Annotated in this window: 19 protein-coding genes and 1 pseudogene; 4 read left to right on the top strand and 16 right to left on the bottom strand. The window is 35.0% G+C overall.

All coding sequences use genetic code 11. The features are described 5' to 3' along the window. Nucleotide 1: 1 nt before the first annotated feature. The 10 genes from GI584_RS07540 to GI584_RS07495 form a co-directional block, all read right to left on the bottom strand. Nucleotides 2–1,009, bottom strand: coding sequence for a substrate-binding domain-containing protein (locus GI584_RS07540; protein ID WP_153790827.1), 1,008 nt, complete (start codon nt 1,007–1,009; stop codon nt 2–4). 122 nt (nt 1,010–1,131) lie between these two features. Further along, complete coding sequence (locus GI584_RS07535) at nt 1,132–2,340, bottom strand: glycoside hydrolase family 130 protein (protein WP_153790826.1); 1,209 nt, start codon at nt 2,338–2,340, stop codon at nt 1,132–1,134. Further along, nucleotides 2,337–3,512, bottom strand: coding sequence for an AGE family epimerase/isomerase (locus tag GI584_RS07530; protein ID WP_153790825.1), 1,176 nt, complete (start codon nt 3,510–3,512; stop codon nt 2,337–2,339). The genes GI584_RS07535 and GI584_RS07530 overlap by 4 nt, the downstream gene beginning before the upstream one ends. A 189-nt stretch (nt 3,513–3,701) precedes the next feature. Further along, complete coding sequence (locus GI584_RS07525; protein WP_228552363.1) at nt 3,702–5,420, bottom strand: ABC transporter substrate-binding protein; 1,719 nt, start codon at nt 5,418–5,420, stop codon at nt 3,702–3,704. Between the two features lie 66 nt (nt 5,421–5,486). Continuing rightward, complete coding sequence (locus GI584_RS07520; RefSeq protein ID WP_228552362.1) at nt 5,487–6,401, bottom strand: carbohydrate ABC transporter permease; 915 nt, start codon at nt 6,399–6,401, stop codon at nt 5,487–5,489. 12 nt (nt 6,402–6,413) lie between these two features. Beyond that, nucleotides 6,414–7,364, bottom strand: coding sequence for an ABC transporter permease (locus GI584_RS07515; RefSeq protein WP_100361264.1), 951 nt, complete (start codon nt 7,362–7,364; stop codon nt 6,414–6,416). Between the two features lie 176 nt (nt 7,365–7,540). After that, nucleotides 7,541–9,073 carry a response regulator gene (locus tag GI584_RS07510; protein WP_194842152.1) on the bottom strand — a complete coding sequence of 511 codons (1,533 nt, stop codon included), beginning with the start codon at nt 9,071–9,073 and terminating at the stop codon, nt 7,541–7,543. After that, nucleotides 9,051–10,772, bottom strand: a complete 1,722-nt coding sequence (locus tag GI584_RS07505; RefSeq protein WP_153790823.1) for a cache domain-containing sensor histidine kinase — start codon at nt 10,770–10,772, stop codon at nt 9,051–9,053. Before GI584_RS07505 ends, GI584_RS07510 begins: the two co-directional genes overlap by 23 nt. A 258-nt stretch (nt 10,773–11,030) precedes the next feature. Beyond that, nucleotides 11,031–12,818 (bottom strand): methyl-accepting chemotaxis protein, encoded by a 1,788-nt coding sequence (locus tag GI584_RS07500; RefSeq protein WP_153790822.1) that lies wholly within the window; start codon nt 12,816–12,818, stop codon nt 11,031–11,033. A 67-nt stretch (nt 12,819–12,885) separates the two neighbouring features. Beyond that, nucleotides 12,886–14,688 (bottom strand): ABC transporter ATP-binding protein, encoded by a 1,803-nt coding sequence (locus GI584_RS07495; protein WP_153790821.1) that lies wholly within the window; start codon nt 14,686–14,688, stop codon nt 12,886–12,888. 186 nt (nt 14,689–14,874) lie between these two features. Here GI584_RS07495 and GI584_RS07490 point away from each other — a divergent pair, with 186 nt between their 5' ends. Further along, entirely contained in the window at nt 14,875–17,103 is a 2,229-nt protein-coding gene (locus tag GI584_RS07490) for an alpha-galactosidase (protein ID WP_153790820.1), read from the top strand. A 60-nt stretch (nt 17,104–17,163) separates the two neighbouring features. On the opposite strand, the gene GI584_RS07485 is transcribed toward GI584_RS07490, so the two are convergent. Further along, nucleotides 17,164–17,640, bottom strand: a complete 477-nt coding sequence (locus tag GI584_RS07485) for a VanZ family protein (protein ID WP_157801893.1) — start codon at nt 17,638–17,640, stop codon at nt 17,164–17,166. 180 nt (nt 17,641–17,820) lie between these two features. Here GI584_RS07485 and tlp point away from each other — a divergent pair, with 180 nt between their 5' ends. Further along, complete coding sequence (gene tlp, locus GI584_RS07480) at nt 17,821–18,048, top strand: small acid-soluble spore protein Tlp (RefSeq protein ID WP_153790819.1); 228 nt, start codon at nt 17,821–17,823, stop codon at nt 18,046–18,048. Nucleotides 18,049–18,186: 138 nt separating this feature from the next. On the opposite strand, the gene GI584_RS07475 is transcribed toward tlp, so the two are convergent. From GI584_RS07475 to GI584_RS07465, 3 genes are all read right to left on the bottom strand, one after another. Beyond that, complete coding sequence (locus tag GI584_RS07475) at nt 18,187–18,975, bottom strand: phosphotransferase (RefSeq protein WP_153790818.1); 789 nt, start codon at nt 18,973–18,975, stop codon at nt 18,187–18,189. A 139-nt stretch (nt 18,976–19,114) separates the two neighbouring features. Further along, nucleotides 19,115–19,726, bottom strand: coding sequence for a class I SAM-dependent methyltransferase (locus GI584_RS07470; RefSeq protein ID WP_153790817.1), 612 nt, complete (start codon nt 19,724–19,726; stop codon nt 19,115–19,117). A 49-nt stretch (nt 19,727–19,775) separates the two neighbouring features. Then, a complete protein-coding gene (locus tag GI584_RS07465) occupies nt 19,776–20,729 on the bottom strand; it encodes a hypothetical protein (RefSeq protein WP_153790816.1) in 954 nt (317 codons plus the stop codon). Between the two features lie 339 nt (nt 20,730–21,068). On the opposite strand from GI584_RS07465, the gene GI584_RS07460 reads away from it, so the two are divergent. Then, nucleotides 21,069–21,431, top strand: a complete 363-nt coding sequence (locus GI584_RS07460; RefSeq protein WP_153790815.1) for a PadR family transcriptional regulator — start codon at nt 21,069–21,071, stop codon at nt 21,429–21,431. Further along, nucleotides 21,418–22,419, top strand: a complete 1,002-nt coding sequence (locus GI584_RS07455) for a permease prefix domain 1-containing protein (protein ID WP_153790814.1) — start codon at nt 21,418–21,420, stop codon at nt 22,417–22,419. Before GI584_RS07460 ends, GI584_RS07455 begins: the two co-directional genes overlap by 14 nt. Before the next feature lie 84 nt (nt 22,420–22,503). Here the strand turns inward: GI584_RS07455 and GI584_RS07450 are convergent. Together GI584_RS07450 and GI584_RS07445 are read right to left on the bottom strand one after the other, a co-directional pair. Beyond that, nucleotides 22,504–22,662 (bottom strand): annotated as a pseudogene (locus GI584_RS07450) (NUDIX hydrolase); the annotation flags it as partial. A 107-nt stretch (nt 22,663–22,769) separates the two neighbouring features. Continuing rightward, complete coding sequence (locus GI584_RS07445) at nt 22,770–23,117, bottom strand: NIPSNAP family protein (RefSeq protein WP_153790813.1); 348 nt, start codon at nt 23,115–23,117, stop codon at nt 22,770–22,772. Nucleotides 23,118–23,341: the final 224 nt, after the last annotated feature.

Genomic DNA, 23,341 nt, shown 5'->3' with positions numbered 1-23,341 from the left:
TTTATTTTACCGCTTTTACAGACTCACGATAGATAATTTTACCCTTTACTGCTACTCTTCCGAATTTCGCTTCTGGGTTATCCATTTTATCGCAAATAAATTTAACCGTGTTTTTCGCCATCTCTTCAATATCTACTTCCACAGTTGTCAGATGAGGTGTTGACAGAGTGGCATAAATATCATTATCAAATCCGACCACAGAGCAATCTTCTGGCACGCTATATCCATCTTTATTTAACCTTTCTATAAGTAAGTGTGCTACTTGATCACAGTTACAAACGAAAGCAGTTGGCATTTGTTCCGGTAAATCCATTTCAATAAAAGCTCCCCGGTCATCGCGATCACTAATTACATATTCTTGCTTTAAATGAATTTTATGTTCTAACAACGATTTATAGTATCCTAGAAAACGGTCCTGAATACTACTCGTGGAGAATAAATTGCCGACATACGCAATTTCTTTGTGTCCCTGTTGAATCAAGGAATTTGTTATTTCATAAGCACCGTAAAAGTTATCCGTAATGACTGCATCTACATTATCATTCTCATCATAAAAATCGAGGAAAACCAAAGGCATTTCAACACTCTGCATTAACTCAATATATTCTTTGCTAGGTTGCCCAAGCATAATAAATCCATCTACTCTACGCTCATGATAAATGCGTGGTAACTTTAGTTGATCTTCGTCTTCGTTCGGCAAAATATGAATAATACCGTAATAACCACGATCTTCTAATATTTGTGAAATCGCTTGATATACTTTTAAATAAAAAGACTGCGTCATTCCAGTATACCGTTCAGGGATGATGACACACACATTGTATGACTTGCCATCTTTCATCGATTTTGCCATCGTATTGTATCGATACCCCATTTTATCCGCTAAGGCTTTAATTTTTCCTTTTAATTCTTCACTAACGCCTTCTTTGTCATTCAGCGCTTTAGACACAGTAACACTGCTAACATTTAATTTTTCCGCGATATCTTTCATCGTGACATTTGACTTCAATTTGTTCACCCCATACTCTATCTTCCCATAATACTTATCATAACATTTTTAAAGAAAAATTACTTAATAATTTAACTTAATTCTTGTTAGTTTTACCCTAATTCAGTTTAAACCTGGCTTTTTTATTGATCGTCAGAAAAGGGTGAACTATGATGTCTCTCTTTCAATAATGCTTCATTCTTTTCAATTAAATCTTTACGTTGCTGTGCATTTTCTAAAGAGCGGCATGGATCTTCTGGCGTATTAAACGTGTAATCTACTAACTGATCTATCGTTGTTTTCGCGACATGAATTCTCGTATCACTTGATGCATAATAAACAAACACCTCTTTGTGTTCATTTACGACTGCACCATTACAGAAAATAACGTTAGACACATCACCCGTACGTTCCTGGTCATATGGCGCAATAAAATGACCACCTGGTAAAGCGATTAGCTTCGTAGGGTCTTCTAAACTCGTCGCAAAGGTATAAAGCACATATCTCAAGCCAGCAGCTGTATTACGCACACCATGTGCGATGTGAATCCAGCCTTTATTTGTCTTAATTGGTGCAGGTCCTTGGCCATTTTTCACTTCATAAATCGTATGATATTTCTTACCTTGAATAACTTGTTCATCCTTAATAATTGGATTCGTAATGTCCTTTGTTAACCCGAATGCAATTCCTCCACCAGAACCCGTCGAAATAAACCCGTCTTGTGGTCGAGTATAGAAGGCATACTGGCCATTAACAAATTCAGGATGTAAGACGACATTACGCTGTTGTGGTGATGGTGTCTTAATATTCGGCAAACGTTCCCAGTTCTTGAGATCATTAGTCCGTACCAGTCCTGCTTGTGCCACCGCACTAGATGTATCAAATTCATCTGCATTCGCGTCTTTACTTTCTGAACAATAAATACCATAAATCCAACCATCTTCATGCTTTACTAACCGCATATCATATATATTTGTTTCTTCTTGATCGATATCTTCCCAAACGAGTGGTGTATCAATGAATCGGAACTGATCTACACCATTGTCACTTACTGCTAAAGCAAAAATCGATTTACGGTCTACCCCTTCCAACCGAACCACCATGTAATATCGTCCTTCATGATAGATTGCACCAGGATTAAACGTCGCATTTACACCTAAACGTTCCATAAAGAAAGGATTTGTGTCCTTATTCAAATCAAAACGCCAATGAAGTGGAACATGATGTCTTGTTAGTGCCGGATGTTGAAATTTCGTATAAACACCATTATAAAATTGCTTATTTTCCAGATTTTTACGCTTGATTAATTTTTCTTGTTCTTCTATAAATTGATAGTACTTTTCATGGATCATTGGTTCTTCACCCTTTCGATAAATTCTAAACAAAATCTACTATTATGATAAGAAGTCTTCCAAGTTTCCCCAATCGCTCTTTCCGTTGGGTTTCCAGCAGGCTCAATTGACCAATACCATTCTCCGTTTTCACGTTTATCCACGATATGTTTTTTAATGTAGATCCAAAGATTTTCGATTAATTGTTTGAATCTTGGATCTTGTGTATGTTCAAATGCATTTAAATAGCCGACCATCGCTTCTGCCTGTACCCACCAAATTCTCGTTTTATCATAATGGTCATCAACCTGTTCGTTGATTAAAGAACCATCTTCCTGCATGGCACAGCCGGCAATATTATAAGCGATATCTAGCACCATTTGATCAAATCTTTCGTCTTTTAACCCAATTACTTTAATCGTTTCATCCATTAACCAGCTTGCTTCAATATCATGGCCGAATGATTTCATATCAACTAATGAATTCCACTGTTTATCGAAAAACACGCCTAAAAACTTTGTATCTTTGTTATAAATCTTCTCATAATGAACTTCTAGTAAATCTATTAATCGCTGTTTTAATCCATCCGTTGGGTTTGCTTTATACAAATTGGTATAAGCTTCTAACACGTGAATGTGCGTGTTCATCGTGATTTCTGCAACCACACCATTTTCACTTAACATTTCGTTCGATACTGGTTTCCACCATTGATCAAACTCTTCACAATAAGCCCGATTTTCTTTATCATAGCCTTTCTCTTCAATTAATAGATATATTTCATTTGCTAAAGCTAACGCTTCCTCTGATTTAGTCACGCGATAATATTCACTTAATGCGTAAACCGCAAATGATTGAGCATATACATGTTTTCTCGTATCTTTCGGTTGCCCTTGAAAATCTACTAACCAATAGATTCCTTGATTTTCATGATCATATAATTTGTTGCGAAGAAAATCATAAAGGTGATGTGCATGTTCTAAGTACTCTTCGTTTCTGGTAACACGAAATGCTGCAGAAAAAGTCCAGAGGAATCTTGCTGTCGCAATCCCGCCTTTATCTGCTTGCTTTTCGATTTCTAAATTATAGTCTACTTCCCCGTAAAAACCACCATGTTGTTCATCCTTCAACTTCATCCAAAAAGGGAGGATTTTTTGCTCTAGATGTTGTTGAATTTCGTCTGTAAGCTTTTTCATGAATGGAACCCCTTTATAATGTTTATCGATAACTTAATAAATTAATAATAATTAACTTATTATAGTTTGTCAATTACTTATCCCGAAAATTGGTTCATTCTATGCAAATATAATATTGTTAGATGAAGCTATTAAAATACCTCCTTTTCTATTTTTTTGAAAAGGAGGTATCTGAGTTTAAAAGCTGTCTTATTTACTCCACAACTCTACTTTTTGTTGGATTAATTTCGTATAGTCTTCTTCTGCTTTTTCTATATTTGCATTTTCAAGTGATGTCATAAATTCATCCCATACCGTATCAAACTGATCCGGATTCGCTAATATCGCTTTTGGAACGAGTTGCTTTGTAATATCTAAAGCTCTTTGATTAAGTGTTTGTAGTTCGGAATTAGCAGGAATGGAAATATTGTAAGCTGCCCCCCAAGGTTTTACCGGGAATTCTTCAGCTAAAGGGAAGAAATCTTGCCATAATTCCATACCATATGCTTCGAGTACTTCTTTTTCCATATCTGTTTGATTCTCCATGGCTAATTCGCGCGTATTTGTTGTAAAAGGTTGACCTGAAGAATCTAAAACACCATCACCATAACGTGGAGCAAATCTAGCAAAGTTATAGCCAATACCAGTCTTCTTTAAATATTCTTGATCAGAGTTTCGCTTTTCCCACTCTTCTTTGGGAATAACACGTTTGCCATCCACAATTTCATGGTGCTCACCTTCAATCCCCCAATTTAGCATGATTTGTGTTTCTTCAGATACTAAATAATCTAAGAATTTAATGGCTCGCACTGGATCTTCACAATCTTCTGTAATACTAATTCCCCAACCGACCTGGAGACCATTACTTTGGTACGTATGACTCTTATATTCTTCATTTAAAGTAACTGGATATACCCCATACATCCTTTCTTCCATACCAGCTTCACGCAAGGCATCTTGTGCATTATACATTAAATAATCTGGACCAATTGTAGCTAAGACTCTCCCTGAAGAAAGCTTTGAATCAAATTGATCACTTTTTTGCACAAACATTTCGGAATCAACTAGACCTTCCGCATTCATTTCATTCCACCATTGAAACACCTCTTTTTCCACTGGACGGCGATAATGTAAAGTGGCCTCAAATGTTTCCGGATCTACATAATATTCTCCGTCATCGCTTGCCCCAGTCATCATAAATCCTGAATTCAGAAAAGATGATTGAATTCTCCAACTGTCAGTATTCATCGTTAAACCAACTGTTGGTTGACCATCAATTTCTGGGTATAGTTCCTTATACTCTTTTAAAACATTCTTTAAATCCTCTAATGTTGTGATTTCCGGATATCCTAATTCCTTCACCACTGCATGCTGTACCCAAGCACCATAGCCAGGCGTCATCGCTTGATTGTCTACCGGAGAGGTGGTTAACACATAAATGGACGGATCTTCTTCACTCCATTTCAATCGATTAATTCCTTCTTCTCCTAACATCTTTTGAATATTTGGCGCATGCTCTTCAATTAATGGGGCAAGATCTACCAAAGCTTCTGCATCTACTAATTGTCCTGCTCCTTTTGATACAATCAAATCAGGATAATCTCCACTGGCTGTCATTAAAGGTATCTTTGTTTGACCTCCTTCAATGTCAAATTCAGCTTCTAATGTCACTCCTGTATCTTCCTTAATTTTGCGACCGACTGGTGTATCCATGTCCTCTACCCAATCAGGATTTGTATCGGAATCAAATATTGTAAATGTAACGGGTTCTACTTCGTCGGGAGAACTTTCGTTTGATTCTGTGTTCTCTTCATTTGTTTGACTATCCTCAGATGATCCATCGCTTTCCCCAGCATTTTGACATGCGGCAATACATAATAGTAATAACAAAATAAAAAACAATTGCAAACTTTTTTTCCATAACCCCACTTTTATTCCTCCCATTCTTTTATTCATGATTGTATAAACAGGTTTCATGACCTGAAAACACCTCTATCACTGTTTTACTGCTCCAAGTGTCATACCTTTAATAAAATATCGCTGGACAAATGGATAAACCATAATGATCGGTATGACTGTTACCATCGTAATCGCCATTTTTATTGATTGAGGTGACACTCGATTCATTTGCTGTTCATCATTTGGACGCATCAAATTAGCATCCTGCCCGCCCCCCATGGTGGTATTATCCAATATTTTCATTAGTTCATATTGCAGCGTCGTTAAACTTTCATTCATACTGTTATATAAATAAGTATCAAACCATGAATTCCATTGACCAACTGCTACAAATAAAGCTATTGTAGCTAACACTGGTTTACAGAGTGGTAAAATAATACGATAAAAAATCACAAAATCATTCGCGCCATCCATCTTCGCAGATTCTTGTAAGGAAAAAGGTAACCCATCCATAAACGAACGGATAATGATAATATTAAAAGCGCTTACTAATCCAGGTAAGATATAAACCCAAAACGAGTTGATTAATCCTAAATCTCTTATTAACATATATCCTGGAATTAACCCTCCAGAGAAATACATTGTAAGTACAATCGCTGTAGAAACAAATCTTCTCCCTTGAAAATCGGTTCTACTTAATGTAAAAGCAACCATCGCTTGAATAAATACGCCTAGTATCGTTCCAATCACTGTCCTTAATACTGAATTCACAAAACCTGTGACAAGATTGTCATATTTTAAAATTTCCAAATAATTATTCAAAGTGAATTCTCTCGGCCAAATATATATACCACCTCTAACGGTGTCAGTAGAATCATTTAAGGAGATAGCTAAAACATTCAAAAATGGATATAAAGTAATGACAATAACAATACTTAGAAAAAGATAATTCACGATGTCAAAAATTTTTTCTCTCACAGTTGTTTGGTAGAGATCTGATGGATTTGCCAATAAACTCCCCTCCTACATAACACTTTGATTCGAATATCTTCTAAAGATTCCATTCGCTAGCAATAATAAGAAAATACTGACGACAGAATTAAAAATACCAATCGCTGTTCCGTACGAAAATTGTCCCAAACCAATTCCGTAATTAAGCGCATACAATTCCAATACTTCTGCATACTCAATCACAAGGGAATTGCTTAATAGCATTTGTTTTTCAAAACCAATCTGGATTAAATGACCGATATTTAAAATGAGAACAACTAAAATAGTAGGTCGAATCCCTGGGAGTGTAATATGCCAAATCTGTCTAAACCTACTTGCGCCATCCACTTTGGCGGCTTCGTAAAGTTGTGGATCTAATCCCGCTATTGCTGCTAAGAAAATGATGGCGTTCCATCCCATCTCTTTCCATATATCAGAGATGGTGACAATCGACCAAAACCATTTGCCTTCAGCCATAAATTGATAAGGCTGATCCAATATTCCCATTCCCACTAACAGATCATTGATGATTCCACCATCAGTTGAAAGCATTTTTGTAACAATACCAGCTACAACAACCCAAGAAACAAAGTGTGGTAAATAGGTGATCGTTTGCGTTACTCTTTTAAATATTGAATGTCTCACTTCATTCAGTAAAATAGCAAATACAATGGGAATAGTAAATCCAAATAATAGCCCAAGAAAGCTCATGGCAAGCGTATTACGTAGCGCTAAGAAAAATCGCTCATCTTGAAATAATTGTATGAAATGATGAAAACCTACCCATTCTTGTTGCCAAAATGGATTTCCAGGAATATAATTCTGAAATGCCATTGTCCATCCCCATACAGGCAAATAATTAAATACAAACACCCATGCAACAAACGGTAATGACATAGCATAGAGCATTTTTTGACTTTTAAAAGTTTTCCAAAATAGACTAGACTTTTTTAGTTTTTCTTGTCTTTTTTCAGCTACATCCATGTGCCCGCCTCCTTTGTTAAACTAATATTACCTTAATGAATAACTTTATATAACCCAACAAATTAACAATTATTTCATGTAAAAAACAAAGAAAACACCCCTATTATAGGAAGCGCTTTCTTTGCGGAATAGTATATTTCCCTGAAACCATTATTTTTCAAAATATCACAAACAGCTTACGAGTATTCTTTCATCATTTTTTTCTTACTTTTGCGGTAATCAGACGGGGACATTCCTTCATACTTTCTGAATTTACTATGAAAATAATCCGAAGTCGTATATCCAACCATTTTTGCTACTTCATATACTTTAAAACCATCCAATAATAAACGTTTACTATTTTCGATTCTTACTTTATCTAAATAGGTTTTAAAATACTCTCCTGTTGTTTCCTTAAATATTTTCCCTAAATATACTTTGTGATAATGTAATAGATCAGCCATTGTATCTAATTTAATATTCTGATCATAGTTTTTGTTGATAAGATGAATCATCCGCTTTACTATTAGATCCGATTTATCTGCATCAATCACAGAGGATAACGCTTTTAAATGTTCAAATGTAATTGACATCAGTTGTTTTACCGAATAACTCTGTTGAATGCTAACAACATCACTAAGCTTGTTCGTAATTTTATCTTGAACTTCAGGATGCTGAACCGATAATTTGTTATTAATATACGTTAGTAAAGTAGTAACTTGTTGTTTTATTTCCATTTCTGTATAGGCAGATTTAGCTAATAGAACGATAACTTCCATCATAAGCTTTTTGAACGTATTGTCATCACCTATTTCTACTGCATAAAATAGCTTTGCTTTATAATCAGATAGCTGGTCTGCAGCTTTATCGATGCTTCGCTCTTTAATCATTGGGGTATAAGGCGTAATCATATACTCTTCCTCATAGAAAAAGCTTTCCTGTAAAAACGATACTGCCTGCTGATAACAATTTGCTATACTTTCAAGTTGTTCAACACAATCAGATACTGCACCAATAAATGCAAGGTTTTGCTCTTTCAAACAGTAATAAACGGGATAATATACTTTTTCCGAATTACTGCCAACGTCATTTTCCTTTACCAATACCCCTACATAGCCGTTTTTTATAAATACCTTCCCCTCTTCTTTCGTTACATATTGTTTGATAGATTCAACTATATCGACTAAATCTAGTTGCTTTTTATCAAAGAATCTGATTAAAAGAATAGCATAGTAATTCCATTTCATTTTCTCGGAGAAGAAATAACTGACTTCTCTCGTTATTTTTTGTTGGATAATCAAATCTATATAACTTCGCGACTGATCATGCTTCTTGTTTTCTTTATACTTTGTTTCCTCTGCGAATGCTGTGTTTATCTTTTTTAAATAACTGATGAGCTCTTCTTCTTCCAAAGGCTTTAATAAATAACCTTCTACATTATATTGTATCGCCTGTTTCGCATACTGAAATTCTGTATACCCGCTAAGTATGAGGAATTTTACTGCCTTATCCTGTTCCCGAATGTTTTTTATCGTTTCCATGCCAGACATTCTCGGCATTTTGATGTCTATAATGATCAGGTCTGGCGAGTGTTGCTTATACTTTTCGACGGCTATATATCCATCTGATGCTGTATCTACTACTTCAAATCCTAATTTTCTCCAATCTACCAGAGTTACAATTCCTTGTCGTGTACGTCTTTCATCATCAACTATGATTACCTTCCACAATTTTATCACCCCCTAATATGATCGAAAAAGATACACTTGTTCCAACTCCTTGTTTACTTGTAATGATTAACCCACTACTTTCTCCATATAATAATTTTAATCTTTGATGGACATTTCTAAGGCCTATTCGGACACCATGTTGCTCTTCCTTTTCATCTAATGTTTGATAAATGTTAGTAATTTTCTCCTCACTCATACCTATTCCATTATCGCTTACTCTTATTATCAGTTGATTTCCTTCCACTTTTGAAGATATTTTCACTTTTCCCCCCATTCTGTGTTGTTCTAACCCATGAATAACACTGTTTTCCACTAAAGGCTGGATAATTAATGGTGGTATTAAAGTTTGTTTGGTGGCAGGATCAATATCAAATGAATAATTCAATCTCTCTTCATAGCGAAATTTTTGGATATCTAAATACCATTGGATAACTTCTAATTCCCTTTCTAATTCTATGCTCCCCGATCCAACTTCAATATTATTCCGCATTAATTTCCCTAACAGCTTTACAACATTTGCTATTTCCGTTTCACCTTTATAGTGAGCTTCCATTCGAATCGATTCTAGACAATTAAATAAAAAATGAGGATTAATTTGAGAAGCCATCATTTTGAATTTAATTTCATTTTGCCTCCGTTCTAGCAATGCCTTTTGATGATTACTATGTTCCACTTTGCAAATTAACGTTTTTATATTTTGCACCATCTGATCAAGGTTCTTAGCTAATTTTCCTATTTCATCAGTACCGTCTATGACAATCCGTGTATTGAAATTCCCTTTCGAAACTATATCAATTTGGCTACCTAACATGATTAATCGATTGGAAAATAATTTAGATACAATATATATAAGAAGAATAGCAATACATACGGTTATGGATACTAAAACAGTCCCCATTTGCCCAAACTGATGTGCACTTTTTACAATCTTATCATCTTCAATCACAGAAATAATTGACAATGGGTTGTCCGTCTCTTGTAAAGGAATGGATTGGACAAATATCCTTCTAGGTTGTTCTGCTTCCTGATCATGAAAAATACCTGTTTCACCAGCTAACACATGTTCTTCTTGAATAAAATCTTTTAGCTTATGCCCGATCTGTTCCGCATTATTCGATGCTATGATATTATGTTGATCATCAACAAGCATCGTCAAAGAAGCTTCTTGCGACAAAATAGTTGTTAGCGTTTTCAAATTTACGTTAATTACAAGTACTCCATTGGTTTGATAGGAGGGGAAATCAATTCTACGAACCAAACTTAGGTATTTGGTATCCTTTTTTGTTTCATCTTTTATATATAACCATTGAACCTCACCTAGGTTATTCATCGCAAGCTTATACCAATTAGTCTCTTTTACATTTGAATCTAGCGGGATAATCTCCCAATTATTGATAAGAGTTGGATTATCCATATAAAAGCGAATATTAGAAATCTCCGACTCGTATATCTTCTGATATTCTTCAAAGGTGTTATATTCCCAATAATCTGCAATTACTTGATAGGTTGTTTCATAGTTATTGTTAACGATGTCCTCAAGGCGATAGTCTAGCATGATATTATTCGAGATATAAAGAGGTACTTTTAATACTTCTAGTGACCGCTCCTTCACCCTTTCCATATTAACTGAAGCCTGTTCCTCCGCTTCATCAATCGCCTGATTTTTTAATTCATTTGTTAAAAAACCTCCTACAATCACAACAGGAATAAAAACAACCCATACAAATGTGATGAATAACTTATTTCTTACATTTATATTGTTAACAAAATTCTTAATATGTTTAAGAATGATTACCTCCTCCTAATCCTAAAACTAATCGATAAAGTAAATATTTTATATTCATTATATAGCATAAAAACTAATAACATACTACATTTTTTTCCTAAAAAACGCTTCTGCTTTTATTTTTCATTCAAAAAACCGGCGAAAAAACAAGGCTCTTTCACCGGCTTTCACTTACACTTTAAATCTTGCAAATGTTACTTCTAATTCGTGTGCCATAGATGCTAATTCTTGTGATGAAGCGAGTAATTGTTGCATCGCTGCATTTTGTTGTTCTGAACCTGCCGCAATTTGTTCGATACTTTCTGCTGACTTTTCAGAGATGTCCTGAATATTAGTAGTTGCCTCACTTACTTGATCTATTTTACCGTTCGTAATGTCAATCGTTTTGCTAGCCTGCTGATTATGGTTATTTAACGTTTGGATCGATCCTGATAAAAGATCAAATACAGTGCCGACCCTTTTTACCTTATCTACACCTTGACTTACCGAATCTGTACTCATTTCCATCACTTCAACTGCTTGCTCGGTATCTTTTATAGAAGTAGTAATTAATGATTGGATATTCTCCGTTGCATTTGCTGTCTGTTCAGCCAACTTTCGAACTTCATCAGCGACAACTGCAAATCCTTTTCCATGTTCACCAGCTCTTGCAGCCTCAATCGTTGCATTTAATGCTAATAGATTTGTTTGCGACGAGATCGAATGAATCATATCTACAATACTACTAATCTTAGAAGAATGATCACTTAATGAGTGGATAATTGTTGCTATTCTATCCACCTGCATTTGAACCACATTCATCTGGTCTACCGTATCTGTTACATCGTTCGTGCCATTTTCAATCTCCTGTTTCGTTTCATTACTTAAGCGAATGGCTTCTTTCATCGTTGCAGTTACTTCCGTCCAAGAGTTTTTCATCTCTTCCATTATCTCTGTCGATTTTTGAACCGTGTGCACTTGTGCTTCACTGCCATTAGCTATATCTACCATAGTAGAAGTTATTTGAGTATTCACATCGGTTGTTTCTTCTGCATTTTCTCTTAAGGTTTTCGACATATTAGTTACTGTTTCCGTCGTCTCCAATAATCGGACTATCGAACGTTGCAGATCATTAGCCATTTGATTCATAGAGTTTTGAATAACGGCAATTTCATCTTTACCTTCCGCTTCGATTCGTTCAGCGGTTAAGTCACCATTTCCCAATTGTTTCGCAAACGTTGCTAAATTCGCAAACCTTTTGGACATTCTTCTATTTACTACTACCAAAACAAGAATAGAACTAACTAAAACTAATCCAACGATCGCGATAACAACAACCATGGTCGTGTTTGATTGTTTTTGCATATTTTCTTGTAAATCACTTCGCTCCGCTAACACAAGTTCCTTTAATTGCATCAATTCTTGAATCGTATAATTTCGTAATGTTGTTGCTTTGTTATGTAAATCAGTTTGAACAAAAATGTCTACCCTTTCCCCATTATCACGATATTCTGCTGTTCGAGGAATGATTTCATCAAAAAATAATTGATCCATTTGTTCATTATAATCTAGTACTTTGTCATACATTTTACGTTGTTCTTCTGTTTCTAATTCTTCTTCAATCATTTCCACAGATGTTAGAAATGCATCGCCTTCCTCCTGATAGTCTTCTACTGTCGTTGTTGGATGTTGCTCCGTTAATAGATCCGAAATAATAATCGATTTTTGTTTAAAGGTTGAAGCCACTTCCACAATTTCTATCGATGCATCACTTTTTTCATCCACTGCTTGTGATTCTTTTAATACCCCATTCATGGATAAAATCGTAATCAATGAGGAGAGTACAAACAACACTAAAACACCAGCAAACAGTAAGCCATATTTTTGACCGATTTGACGATCTGCTAGAAAATTACGATTCCAACGCCGTTTTTTAATATTCATTCTTGGCAGAGATATTTTTTTCCATCTTTTTTTCATATGAATTCCCTTCCTCTTACCAGGCAACAGATGCGACACCTATATAGAAGGTGTTGCTGCTTCATTTTTAGGAGATCTGCACTGCTTCTGATGCCATTTTGATTTGATAAAACTCCCCTTTTTTCTCTACTAACTCGTCATACGTTCCCATTTCTACGCATTGACCATTTTTCATCACGACTATACGGTCTGCATCTCGTATTGTCGATAAGCGATGTGCCACGATAAAGGTTGTTTTTCCTTTAATTAATTCTTGCATGGCATCTTGAATCAATTTTTCTGAGACATTATCTAACGCTGAAGTAGCTTCATCCAATATAACCATTTGCGGTTTTCGAATGAATGCTCTTGCAATGGCAATCCGTTGTCTTTGACCACCCGACATACGATCCCCATGCTCCCCGATTTTTGTTTCCAGACCATCTGGTAATTCATCGATGATATCTTGTAAATTAGCCATTTGAACCGCTTGCTGCACCTCTTCTTCGGTAACCTCAGCTAAGCCATACGTGATATTATCACGAATCGATCCCGAGAAGAGAATCGTATTCTGCGGCACTACCGCTATCTTCTTACGGAAACTTCTCATACTCCAATCATCCATCTCTACTTCATCTATCAAAATTCTTCCATTACTAGGCCGGTAAAACCCAGTTACTAGATTCAAAATAGTAGATTTTCCCGCTCCAGATTCACCAACAAAAGCAATGGTTTCACCAGGTTGCACATCTAGCTGAAAGTCTGTTAATACATGTTTATCTGAATCACGATACTTAAAATAAACATGATCAAAATCTACCTTACCGTCTAATTTTTTCAGGTTCGTTCTCCCCTGGTATTCTTGTGTTTCCTTCGCGAAAAGGATTTCTGAGATCGAATGAACCGACTCAAAGCCTTTTGCTAACTGAGGATAAATGTTAATCACACCAGAAATAGACATTAAAATTTGCGTAAAATAGGTCTGATATAACACCACATCCCCGATCGGTATTTGACCTTGATAAGCAAGATACACGGTAAAAAGTAAACATAAGACTTGAAACAGTTGAAATGCTACCCAGTTACTTGCTCCAAAAAATGCCTCGGTAATATCTAAGCGGTAACCTTTCCCACGGACATGATGTAATAAGGAATCTACTTTATTAATCTCTACTTTTTCTAATCCATGTGCTCTTGTTACCGGGATCATCTCTACTGTTTCTGCGACTTGACCAGACATTTCTTCTACTTGCTCCCGAAATTCTCGATTTCGTTTCGTTAACTTCCCACGGAAAAAATAAACTATCAAAATTGAAATCGGAATCGCAACCAAAAAGAAGGATGTTACTGTCCAACTTCTATTTGCCGTTACAGCTATCGCCACAATAACATTCATAAATGCTGGCAAGACGCCCATCATTGTCTGCTTGGACATGATCTCGATCATCTCAACGTCTCGCAACACTTTCGCCTGTAACTTCCCTGACCTTAGTTCACTATGGAATGAAATGGAGAGATGTTGTAATTTTCGGATTAACGTACTTCTCAAACCTGCCTCTACATGTCGAATCGCCTTACTCATAAAACTAATATGCAATATTTGACTCGGCAAATTTTGAATGATGACAATTGTTAATACTATGATGTTCATCCATAAATAACGCACGTCATATGTACTTGGGTCAGATGCGAAATTGATTAGATTCGCCGTTACAATAGGTAGAATCCAAACAGGTGAATGCTTTAGTAAAAAGAAGATAAACGAGACAAATAATTTCAAATAATGACCTCGATACATGACATGTAACGTTCGAAACAGTCTACCTTTTATATCTTGTTGCTCTTCAAATCGTTTCTCGAAGTCTAAGGAAATACCATTTAGATTTGACACATAATCCCTCCTGTATATTTATATCGGATCATAACTTAATCCATTAAGTAATATATTAAATCTTTTTTCTTCTGATTGTCTAGGTATTTATCTTAATCTACTTATATACTTTGACAACACCCTATATTTTTAATATATTTAAGCAAGTAAACGTTAACTTTTACTTAACAAAAAGGAGGAATAATCATGCCTATTCAAGTGAACCAGGAGCAGTTAGAATTTCATCTGTACAACGATAATGTAAGTTACATTTTCCGTGTCTTAGAAAAAAGCCACCAGCTTGAACATTTATACTATGGTAAGCGAATTCACCACAGGGAATCATTCACCCATTTAATCGAACGAGAAATCCGTCCATCAACAAATATGTTTGAAGGGGACCATACTTCTTCCATGGAGCATATTAAACAAGAGTATCCTAGTTATGGATCAACAGACTTTCGTTATCCTGCTCATGCTATTTTAAGAGAAGATGGCAGTCATATTACTAACTTTACATACGATAGCTTTCAAATAATAAAAGGAAAAAAGACATTAACGAACTTACCCGCTACCTATGTTGAAAATGAAGAGGAAGCAGATACACTCGAAATTGAGTTAATAGATGACGTATTACAATGTCGATTAATTCTTTCTTATACTATTTACCAAAACCGTAATGTAATAACGCGAAATGCGAAATTTATAAATGAAGGTAAAGAAACTTATTATCTTGATCAGGCAATGAGTATGAATGTGGATTTAGCTGATGACCAATTCGATATGGTTCATTTACAAGGAGCCTGGGCAAGAGAAGGACATGTGGAAACGAAACGATTATCGAAAGGCATTCAATCGATTTATTCAAACCGTGGTGCAAGTAGCCATGTTTTTAATCCTTTTTTTGCTTTGAAACGTTCGAACGCAGATGAACATCAAGGAGAAGTGTACGGTTTCAGTCTTGTATACAGTGGGAATTTTTTAGCACAAGTAGAAGTAGACACCTATAACGTAAGCCGCGTTAACATGGGGATTAGCCCATATCGTTTTAAATGGAAATTAGCAGGCGGTGAAAGCTTCCAAACACCTGAAAGTGTGCTCGTTTATTCTGATCAAGGACTGAATGGTATGAGCCAAACTTTCCATAAGCTGTATCGCGAACGCTTAGTCAGAGGGTTTTGGCGCGATAAAGTTCGTCCTATCCTGATTAATAATTGGGAAGCAACTTATTTCGATTTTAATGAAGAGAAAGTACTGGACATTGCCAAAACAGCCCGAAACTTAGGAATTGAATTATTTGTTCTAGATGATGGCTGGTTTGGCAAACGTGATGATGACACAAGTTCACTTGGAGATTGGTTTGAATATGAAGAAAAATTGCCAAATGGTATCAATGGCTTAAGCGAAAAAGTAGAAGCGTTAGATATGCAATTTGGTCTTTGGTTTGAACCAGAAATGGTATGTAAAGATACCAAACTGTTTGAAGAACATCCTGACTGGATTCTTTCTACACCGGAACGCAAAGCTTCACACGGTCGAAACCAATTTGTACTAGACTTCACTCGAGGTGAGGTAGTTGATTATATTTTTGATTTAATGGATAAAATTATTTCAAAATCAAAAATCTCCTATATTAAGTGGGATATGAACCGGCATATAACCGAAGCCTTTTCACAAAGTCTACCTGCAGATCAACAAGGTGAAGTGTACCATCGTTATATTTTAGGTGTGTATAACTTATATGAACGTCTGATCAAGAAATATCCTGAAATCCTTTTTGAATCATGTGCCGGTGGCGGTGCCAGATTTGATCCGGGTATGTTATATTACGCCCCACAAACTTGGACAAGTGATGATACCGATGCAGTCGAACGTTTAAAGATTCAATATGGTACATCGATGGTCTATCCGTTAAGTGCGATCGGAAGTCACGTTTCTGCCATTCCAAATCATCAAGTCGGACGTCTTGCGTCGCTTGATACTCGAGCAGCGGTAGCCTATTTTGGTACTTTCGGTTATGAGTTGGATATTACGAAACTGACAGAAGCAGAAAAACAAAAAGTAAAAGAACAAGTTGCTTTCTTTAAAGAAAAAAGATCCTTCATAAGAGATGGGGAATTCTATCGACTATCCAGTCCGTTTGAAAATAATGAAACAACATGGATGGTGGTAAACGAAGAAAAATCGGAAGCATTAGTTGGTTATTATAAAGTACTGGCAAAACCGAATGAGGCGTATAACCGCATCAAATTAACCGGTCTAGAGCCAGATACATTGTATGAAGTAAATGGCGAAACGACGTATTATGGCAGTGAGCTGATGAATATCGGGATTATCCTGGCAGGTAATTACATTAACCGCGCTAATGAGTATTGGGGACAGGAGCATCCTGGGGATTATCAATCAAGATTGTTTCATTTAAAGGCGTTGTCGTAAATAGAAACTTCGGTTATTTTCACCACTAAAAAGCTTAGAGATTATCTCTAAGCTTTTTAATTAAGTATCCTTTTTCTTATTTTTAAACAAAACAAAAATCAAAAAACCTACATATCCACCTAATGTATTTAGCAATATATCATCTACATCAAAAACACCTAATTGAGTAACAAGTTGTATTATTTCAATAGTCAAACTTAATAGAAATGTAATACCAATTGTTAAAAGTAACCTTGTTAGCTTTGTCGATAAGATAGGAAGTAAAATTCCCATGGGGACAAATAATAAGATATTGCCGAAAGTATTATAAAACCAAATATTTGGATTATAACTATTATAATTAAACAGATAGGTTCCAATAGTAGAAAAAGGGATAATATTATGCTTTACTCCTATTAACGCGTTTCTTATAGATCTCATTCTGATAAAGGTTGTACCATCACTTACAAAGTTTCCAAATAACACAACCGAAAGATAAACTAAAAATAGAAAAATAACCATCCTTTTTAATTTCAAATGGAGGACTAATACCTTCATGAACATACCTCCCTCATACAAGAAGATATGTCCAAGCTGTGTCAATTATTCAGTAATTGATATACTAAGAAAGACTCTGTTGCTTCTGAAAAGAGACAAAAAAATCGAATCATAGTGCATACATATTATTTTCGTTCTTACTCATAATATGATTAATGATATTTAAAAGGAGGAATAAGAGTGGCAAAGCAACAGAACCAGCCAAATCCAGATGATCGCTCAGATAATGTTGAAAAATTACAACACAAGGTACAAGATACAATAGAAAATATTGAAGAAGCACATGAGACAATGCAGTTTGCTTCATCAGAAGAAAAAGAAAAAATTTTAGAAAAAAATCGTCGTAGAGAAGAAGCGATTTCAGGTATGAGAGCAGAAATTAAAGATGAAGCACGAGATCAACAATAGAATAGCTGCTCTAAGGTTTTTATTCAAAATATTATAACTTTCAAAAGGCATATGGAATTAGAATATTCTTTATGCCTTTTCTGACCAGAGCGAAAAAGATTCGTTTTTAAATATCCCCATACCTCACAAAAACTAATCTTACATCCATTCTTGCCCATGATCACGAATAAATTTAATATCGTATTGATAATGGGAAAGATGTCCTTCATCTATCATATTTTGAAACGCAGTGTCACCTTCACTGGCTTTTCTTGTAATAGTTTTACATAACCCTTCTAAACGTAGTAGTACCATTTCCAAATACTCTTCTTCCATTCTCTCCCCATAAGCTTCAAAGAAAATTCTAACTCTTTCTTTTATACGCTTAGCATGCTGCAATGAATTATAATAAACTTTTTCGCCTTTTTCTGAAAGATAAAATCTACTTAGCGGGACGCAAGTATAAAGAGTGTAAGCTATGTCCCAAAGCCTTGGACCAGGTCCAGCAACATCAAAATCAATAATACCTATTGGTCTTTTATGATTAAATATAATGTTGTATATTGCAAAATCATTATGACATAGTACTTCAAATGGTTGAGGAGTGTTATCGATTGATTGCCAGCTATCATATGAAAAATCACTCACAGAATCATGATAAAGACGGAGTATTTTGGCTATTTCTATCAAGACTGCATCAGACCACATGTACTCTTTTAAAGGATAATTACCGGCTTCTCCTTCAATGAATGATAATATCTCTCTCCCCTTTTCATCAATCCCTAAAAACCTTGGTGCATAACTGAAACCTTTAGTTTCCAAATGCTTTAATAACTTATGAATTTTTGGACTATCTTTCTTTAATTCTCTTCGTATAGTATTTCCCGAACGATAAACGTTAGAGACGTTTCCTCCTGATAGTATTTCTTCATTTTTATGGTTTGACATTTAAATCCCCCTCCTATGACTTTCTATAAACCTAAACAACCTTCTCAATAGAAAAAAAGAATGAAGTCTTTTTAAAGTTCACTTTTCCAAATCCAACCTTTATATAGGTCTTTCTGTTCCTGTAGAACAAGTAGTTTAATTATAATCGAATTGGTTTCGCCCATATTAAATAGATGATATCTGACCAGTAACGCTCGATATGATCGACTTGAAGATTAGAATTTTCGATTAACATATTTATATTTCTGTTACAATGACATCCAGATATTTTGGTATGTAGTGGATCAATCATTTTTTGGCCAAAGGAAAGAAATATATTTGAGCTCAGTCCATGTTCCATTAACAATATGATCCCATCTTTACGGCACCATTTATTAAATTTATTCAATGTAACAATGGGATCGGGATAACTACAAAGTGAAAGGGTTGATACGATGCAATCAAAAGAGTTGTCTTCTAGAACCAGCTCATCAATATCTTCTTGAATAAATTCTGCATTCACTTGAAAATGTGATGCTGCTCTTTTGGCGCTCTGGATCATCTCTGAACTAAAATCCACTCCTGTTATCTCAACATTATCCCTATCATAGTAAGGAAAGTTTGCTCCCGCTCCAACTCCGACCTCCAAGACTTTTCCATATGCGTTTTTTATTATTTTATTTCTCCATCCAGCAAGCTTTTGATTAGTACGCTTATTTTCATAGATTTTTACCTGTTTATCATATTTTTTAATTAGTTTTTCTTTTTTCATTTGCGCACCTTCTTACAATTTTTGGCTTTACTATATTACGAGTTTGTAATTACTCTGGAACCCAGACAATATATCGAAAATTCTCAAGTGCTTTCGGTGAAGTCTCTGGTGTTCGGTGATAATGATTGTAAAAGCTATAAGGAAATTTAAATACATGACCATAATCCCATTCATCAACAGTAAAGTCCGCCTTCCAATACGCTTCTTCTATCGGCTGCCACATGGAACGTTCTGCTTTTACTAATGGCAAACGGTCAACTGGCGATCTTAACTTAGGAAGTTCATCATTAGTTAAGTTTTGGCTAAGTCTTAACGCTTTTACTAGTTGAAATATCGCATGTAGTCCTCTGTGGAAATATTCTGAATAACCTAGATCATGTAGTACATTAAGGCTATGTGAAAAAGTAAGTAAGTGGCCAATTAGATCGTGGTGCGCTTCCGCCCTATAAATCGTAGAGAATGAAGCTACTTCATTTAAAATGAATTCAGACAACTGGGTGGGATTTAAAATGGATGGAAATTCCTCATTGTCTACTATTACAAAATCTCTTACGTCTCTAGCCGAACATCCAAGCCAAGATCTACCTGGAATTGTTTTTTCAAAGGCAAAAATTAAGTCACATATGCCTTCAATCTCTTCAGCATTCCCCCAACCTTCAAGCTCACGAATAGCGAGTATACTTTGGGCAGCATAAATGACATTGTGACCAACCCAGTGAAGACTATCAATAGATCGATCAAGGCTCTTCATTATCTTTTGTTCTGCAATATCCATACTGACTGTCTCCTGATTAGTTGAAATGCTAGGTAGTTTATTTTTTCCGGTCATTACTTTTGCTTCCGAATGAATCTTCTTCATAGTCTCACTAGACAAATTATTCTCTTTAATAAAATAGTACGCTGCAATAGATGCTACTCCAATATGGGCGTGCCATATATCCCCTGTTTCTCTTTTACATAAGGCGATTATAGATAAACCATTTTTCAAAAGCTCTTTGTCCATATATTTATTCCTTTCTTTTTTAGATTCCAACCTTTCACAGTTTCCTTCTGGTTTCTACATACATTAATTGCATTTAGTTGTCGATCCAACTCCTCTGTCACGTTCATCCAATATCTTGATACTTCCATACTAACATAATATTCCAAAGTTTATATTATATTTTTTCATCTAAAAAATACGACCATTGGTGATCAACTCGTTTAATTATTTGCCCCAGTTAACTTAATACTGTCAAACACTAAAATGTTATAAGTATATCCAAATATTTAGAGATAAATAATAATATGCACTTTACAATAGTGTGTGACATACACTATAATAAATTGAGGAGTTGATAACATGAGTGACGCTAAAGAATATATGGATAAATTAATGCAAGAATTGCGACGTGGGACGATTACGATTGGGGTGTTAAGTCAACTATCAGAACCTCAATATGGTTATTCACTTGTTACAAGTCTGGGAGAAAAAGGTATTCATGTAGAACCAGGCACACTGTATCCACTATTAAGAAGACTAGAAAAACAAGGATTACTTGATAGTAAATGGGACACAAATGAAGCAAGACCACGTAAATATTACTTATTAAGTGATACAGGAAAAGAAGTATATGAACTGCTGATCGTTGAATGGCAACAAATTGTACAAAACATGAGTAACGTTATTGACGTTCAAGGAGGAGAAAAAGATGGAGATGATTGACCGTTATATTTATGCAGTAACACAGAAGTTACCACAACCACAGAGGGAGGATATTGCAGAGGAACTCCACAGTTTAATTGAGGATATGTTAGATGAACGAGTTCAAGGCAAGGACATTAGAGATACCGATGTGGAAGAGGTATTAATGGAACTGGGAAACCCAAGGCTTTTAGCAGAAAAGTATAGAGGAGCTAAAAAATATCTAATTGGTCCAGACTTTTTTGATTCCTATCTATTAGTTTTAAAAATCGCTTTAATTTCAACCTTTTCTGTCATATCTCTTAGCTTCATTATTCAAAGTATTTTAAATCCAGTTTCTATTCTTGATCATTTCGTTGGATTTATTGTTGCACTTGTTAGCGCACTTCCTGCAGCTTTTGGTTGGACAACATTCGGATTTGCTATTGCGGACTATTTTGGTGAAATCAAATCAAAAGATTTAGAAATAGGAATAGAATGGAAACCATCAGATTTAGCCCCCACTCCAGATAAAAAAAGGCAAATCAAGTATTATGAACCAATAACCGGTATTGCATTTTATACATTATTAATAATCATCTTTGCTTTTTCTAATGATTATTTAGGCGTCTGGATTTTCCATGATGAATTCGCTGGCGTAGTTCCTTTTTTAAATAGAGAAACGTATAGTTCGTCCTTACTTTTCATTTTCCTTATTATGGGCTTTGGAATAATAAAAGAATCTCTAAAATTCGTATATGGAAAATGGACTTACCAGCTAGTCACTTATACAGCGATAATCAATTTCATTTCCATTATAGCGGTATTTATAATGATAAATGGAAATGCATTTTGGAACCCGAATTTTCTACATGAGCTTACACAAGCTGGACTAATTACTGAAAACAGTGATGCATATAGAACTGTAAGCATGATTTGGAATCAATCTACATTATGGATTCTGGTCCTCCTAGTTATAGGATTAATTTGGGAGGGAATTGATGGCTTGATTAAGGCCAATAAAAAATAAAGTAAGTAGTATTCTTAATTTGAGCATTATTGATTGTGGCTAAAGTGAATCAATAATGCTTTTATTTTGCCAATTTTGTAACTCAATTTCCATTGCACCTCCTGGTAATCCCCATTCTGTAGTATCAGATCGGTGTTGGAATAAAATTTCGTTTCTATCATTCTTAACTATAATAGTTGCACCAACCAAAATTAAAGGTCTGCTGCCGATAAGTTCTCTTATTTCCTTAATATATTCAGCCATATACATCCCTCTTTATCGATAACTTCTTATCCTACTTCCGTTATTAGGAAATACGTGTACCTCCAGTTTTCTACTCTTATTTTTTGCTCCGTTAGATGAGAGAAAAATTAGTTATTCTCTTTCACGGTTGATTCTATCGGTTCGTTCTTTACTTCTAATATGTAATCATTAAATACACGTTCTCTGCCACCATTTTTTAGATACCAGTCTTGAACTCGTTTAACATGCGCTTTATCACTTCTTACTTTGGACTCAATATCTAAGTATTCTTCATAAGTGTTATACTCCCATATAGCAAATATTTCTACCGTATCATCATTATTTTCTTTCATCCAACGACCTACTAATCTTGCACCATGTTTTAATTGGTTGGGTAAATTCGTGTTATTAAAATGAGCATTAAAAATTTCTACAAATTCTTTCTTTACAATATAAAACTTTCTTCGATAAAACATAAAATACTTCCTCCCTGATTGTCCTTCTACTTTTAACGCGCTTTCATTCGGAATTATATTCGTTAAAAGCTACAAATCCAGTTTTCATTATAAAGTCTAAGTTTCTTTAGACTAATCCTTATTCATCAATAATTTACTTTAATATTAACATAATATTCCAAAATATTTTATTTATTTCTTATATTAAACAAGACGACCACTGATGATCGCCTTGTTTAACTCTT

Source organism: Gracilibacillus salitolerans, assembly GCF_009650095.1.
In the GTDB taxonomy this organism is placed as follows: domain Bacteria; phylum Bacillota; class Bacilli; order Bacillales; family Amphibacillaceae; genus Gracilibacillus; species Gracilibacillus salitolerans.
Note: the sequence above shows the minus strand (reverse complement) of the source record. Positions and strands in the feature narration are given on the sequence as shown.

Excerpts from the sequence above, each read along its gene's own strand:
- GI584_RS07490 (WP_153790820.1), top strand. The coding sequence starts at position 14,875 with ATGCCTATTCAAGTGAACCAGGAGCAGTTAGAATTTCATCTGTACAAC.
- GI584_RS07465 (WP_153790816.1), bottom strand. The coding sequence starts at position 20,729 with ATGGACAAAGAGCTTTTGAAAAATGGTTTATCTATAATCGCCTTATGT.
- GI584_RS07535 (WP_153790826.1), bottom strand. The coding sequence starts at position 2,340 with ATGATCCATGAAAAGTACTATCAATTTATAGAAGAACAAGAAAAATTA.
- GI584_RS07500 (WP_153790822.1), bottom strand. The coding sequence starts at position 12,818 with ATGAAAAAAAGATGGAAAAAAATATCTCTGCCAAGAATGAATATTAAA.
- GI584_RS07515 (WP_100361264.1), bottom strand. The coding sequence starts at position 7,364 with ATGGATGTAGCTGAAAAAAGACAAGAAAAACTAAAAAAGTCTAGTCTA.
- GI584_RS07530 (WP_153790825.1), bottom strand. The coding sequence starts at position 3,512 with ATGAAAAAGCTTACAGACGAAATTCAACAACATCTAGAGCAAAAAATC.
- GI584_RS07445 (WP_153790813.1), bottom strand. The coding sequence starts at position 23,117 with ATGTTTTATCGAAGAAAGTTTTATATTGTAAAGAAAGAATTTGTAGAA.
- GI584_RS07485 (WP_157801893.1), bottom strand. The coding sequence starts at position 17,640 with ATGAAGGTATTAGTCCTCCATTTGAAATTAAAAAGGATGGTTATTTTT.
- GI584_RS07460 (WP_153790815.1), top strand. The coding sequence starts at position 21,069 with ATGAGTGACGCTAAAGAATATATGGATAAATTAATGCAAGAATTGCGA.
- GI584_RS07475 (WP_153790818.1), bottom strand. The coding sequence starts at position 18,975 with ATGTCAAACCATAAAAATGAAGAAATACTATCAGGAGGAAACGTCTCT.
- GI584_RS07470 (WP_153790817.1), bottom strand. The coding sequence starts at position 19,726 with ATGAAAAAAGAAAAACTAATTAAAAAATATGATAAACAGGTAAAAATC.
- GI584_RS07455 (WP_153790814.1), top strand. The coding sequence starts at position 21,418 with ATGGAGATGATTGACCGTTATATTTATGCAGTAACACAGAAGTTACCA.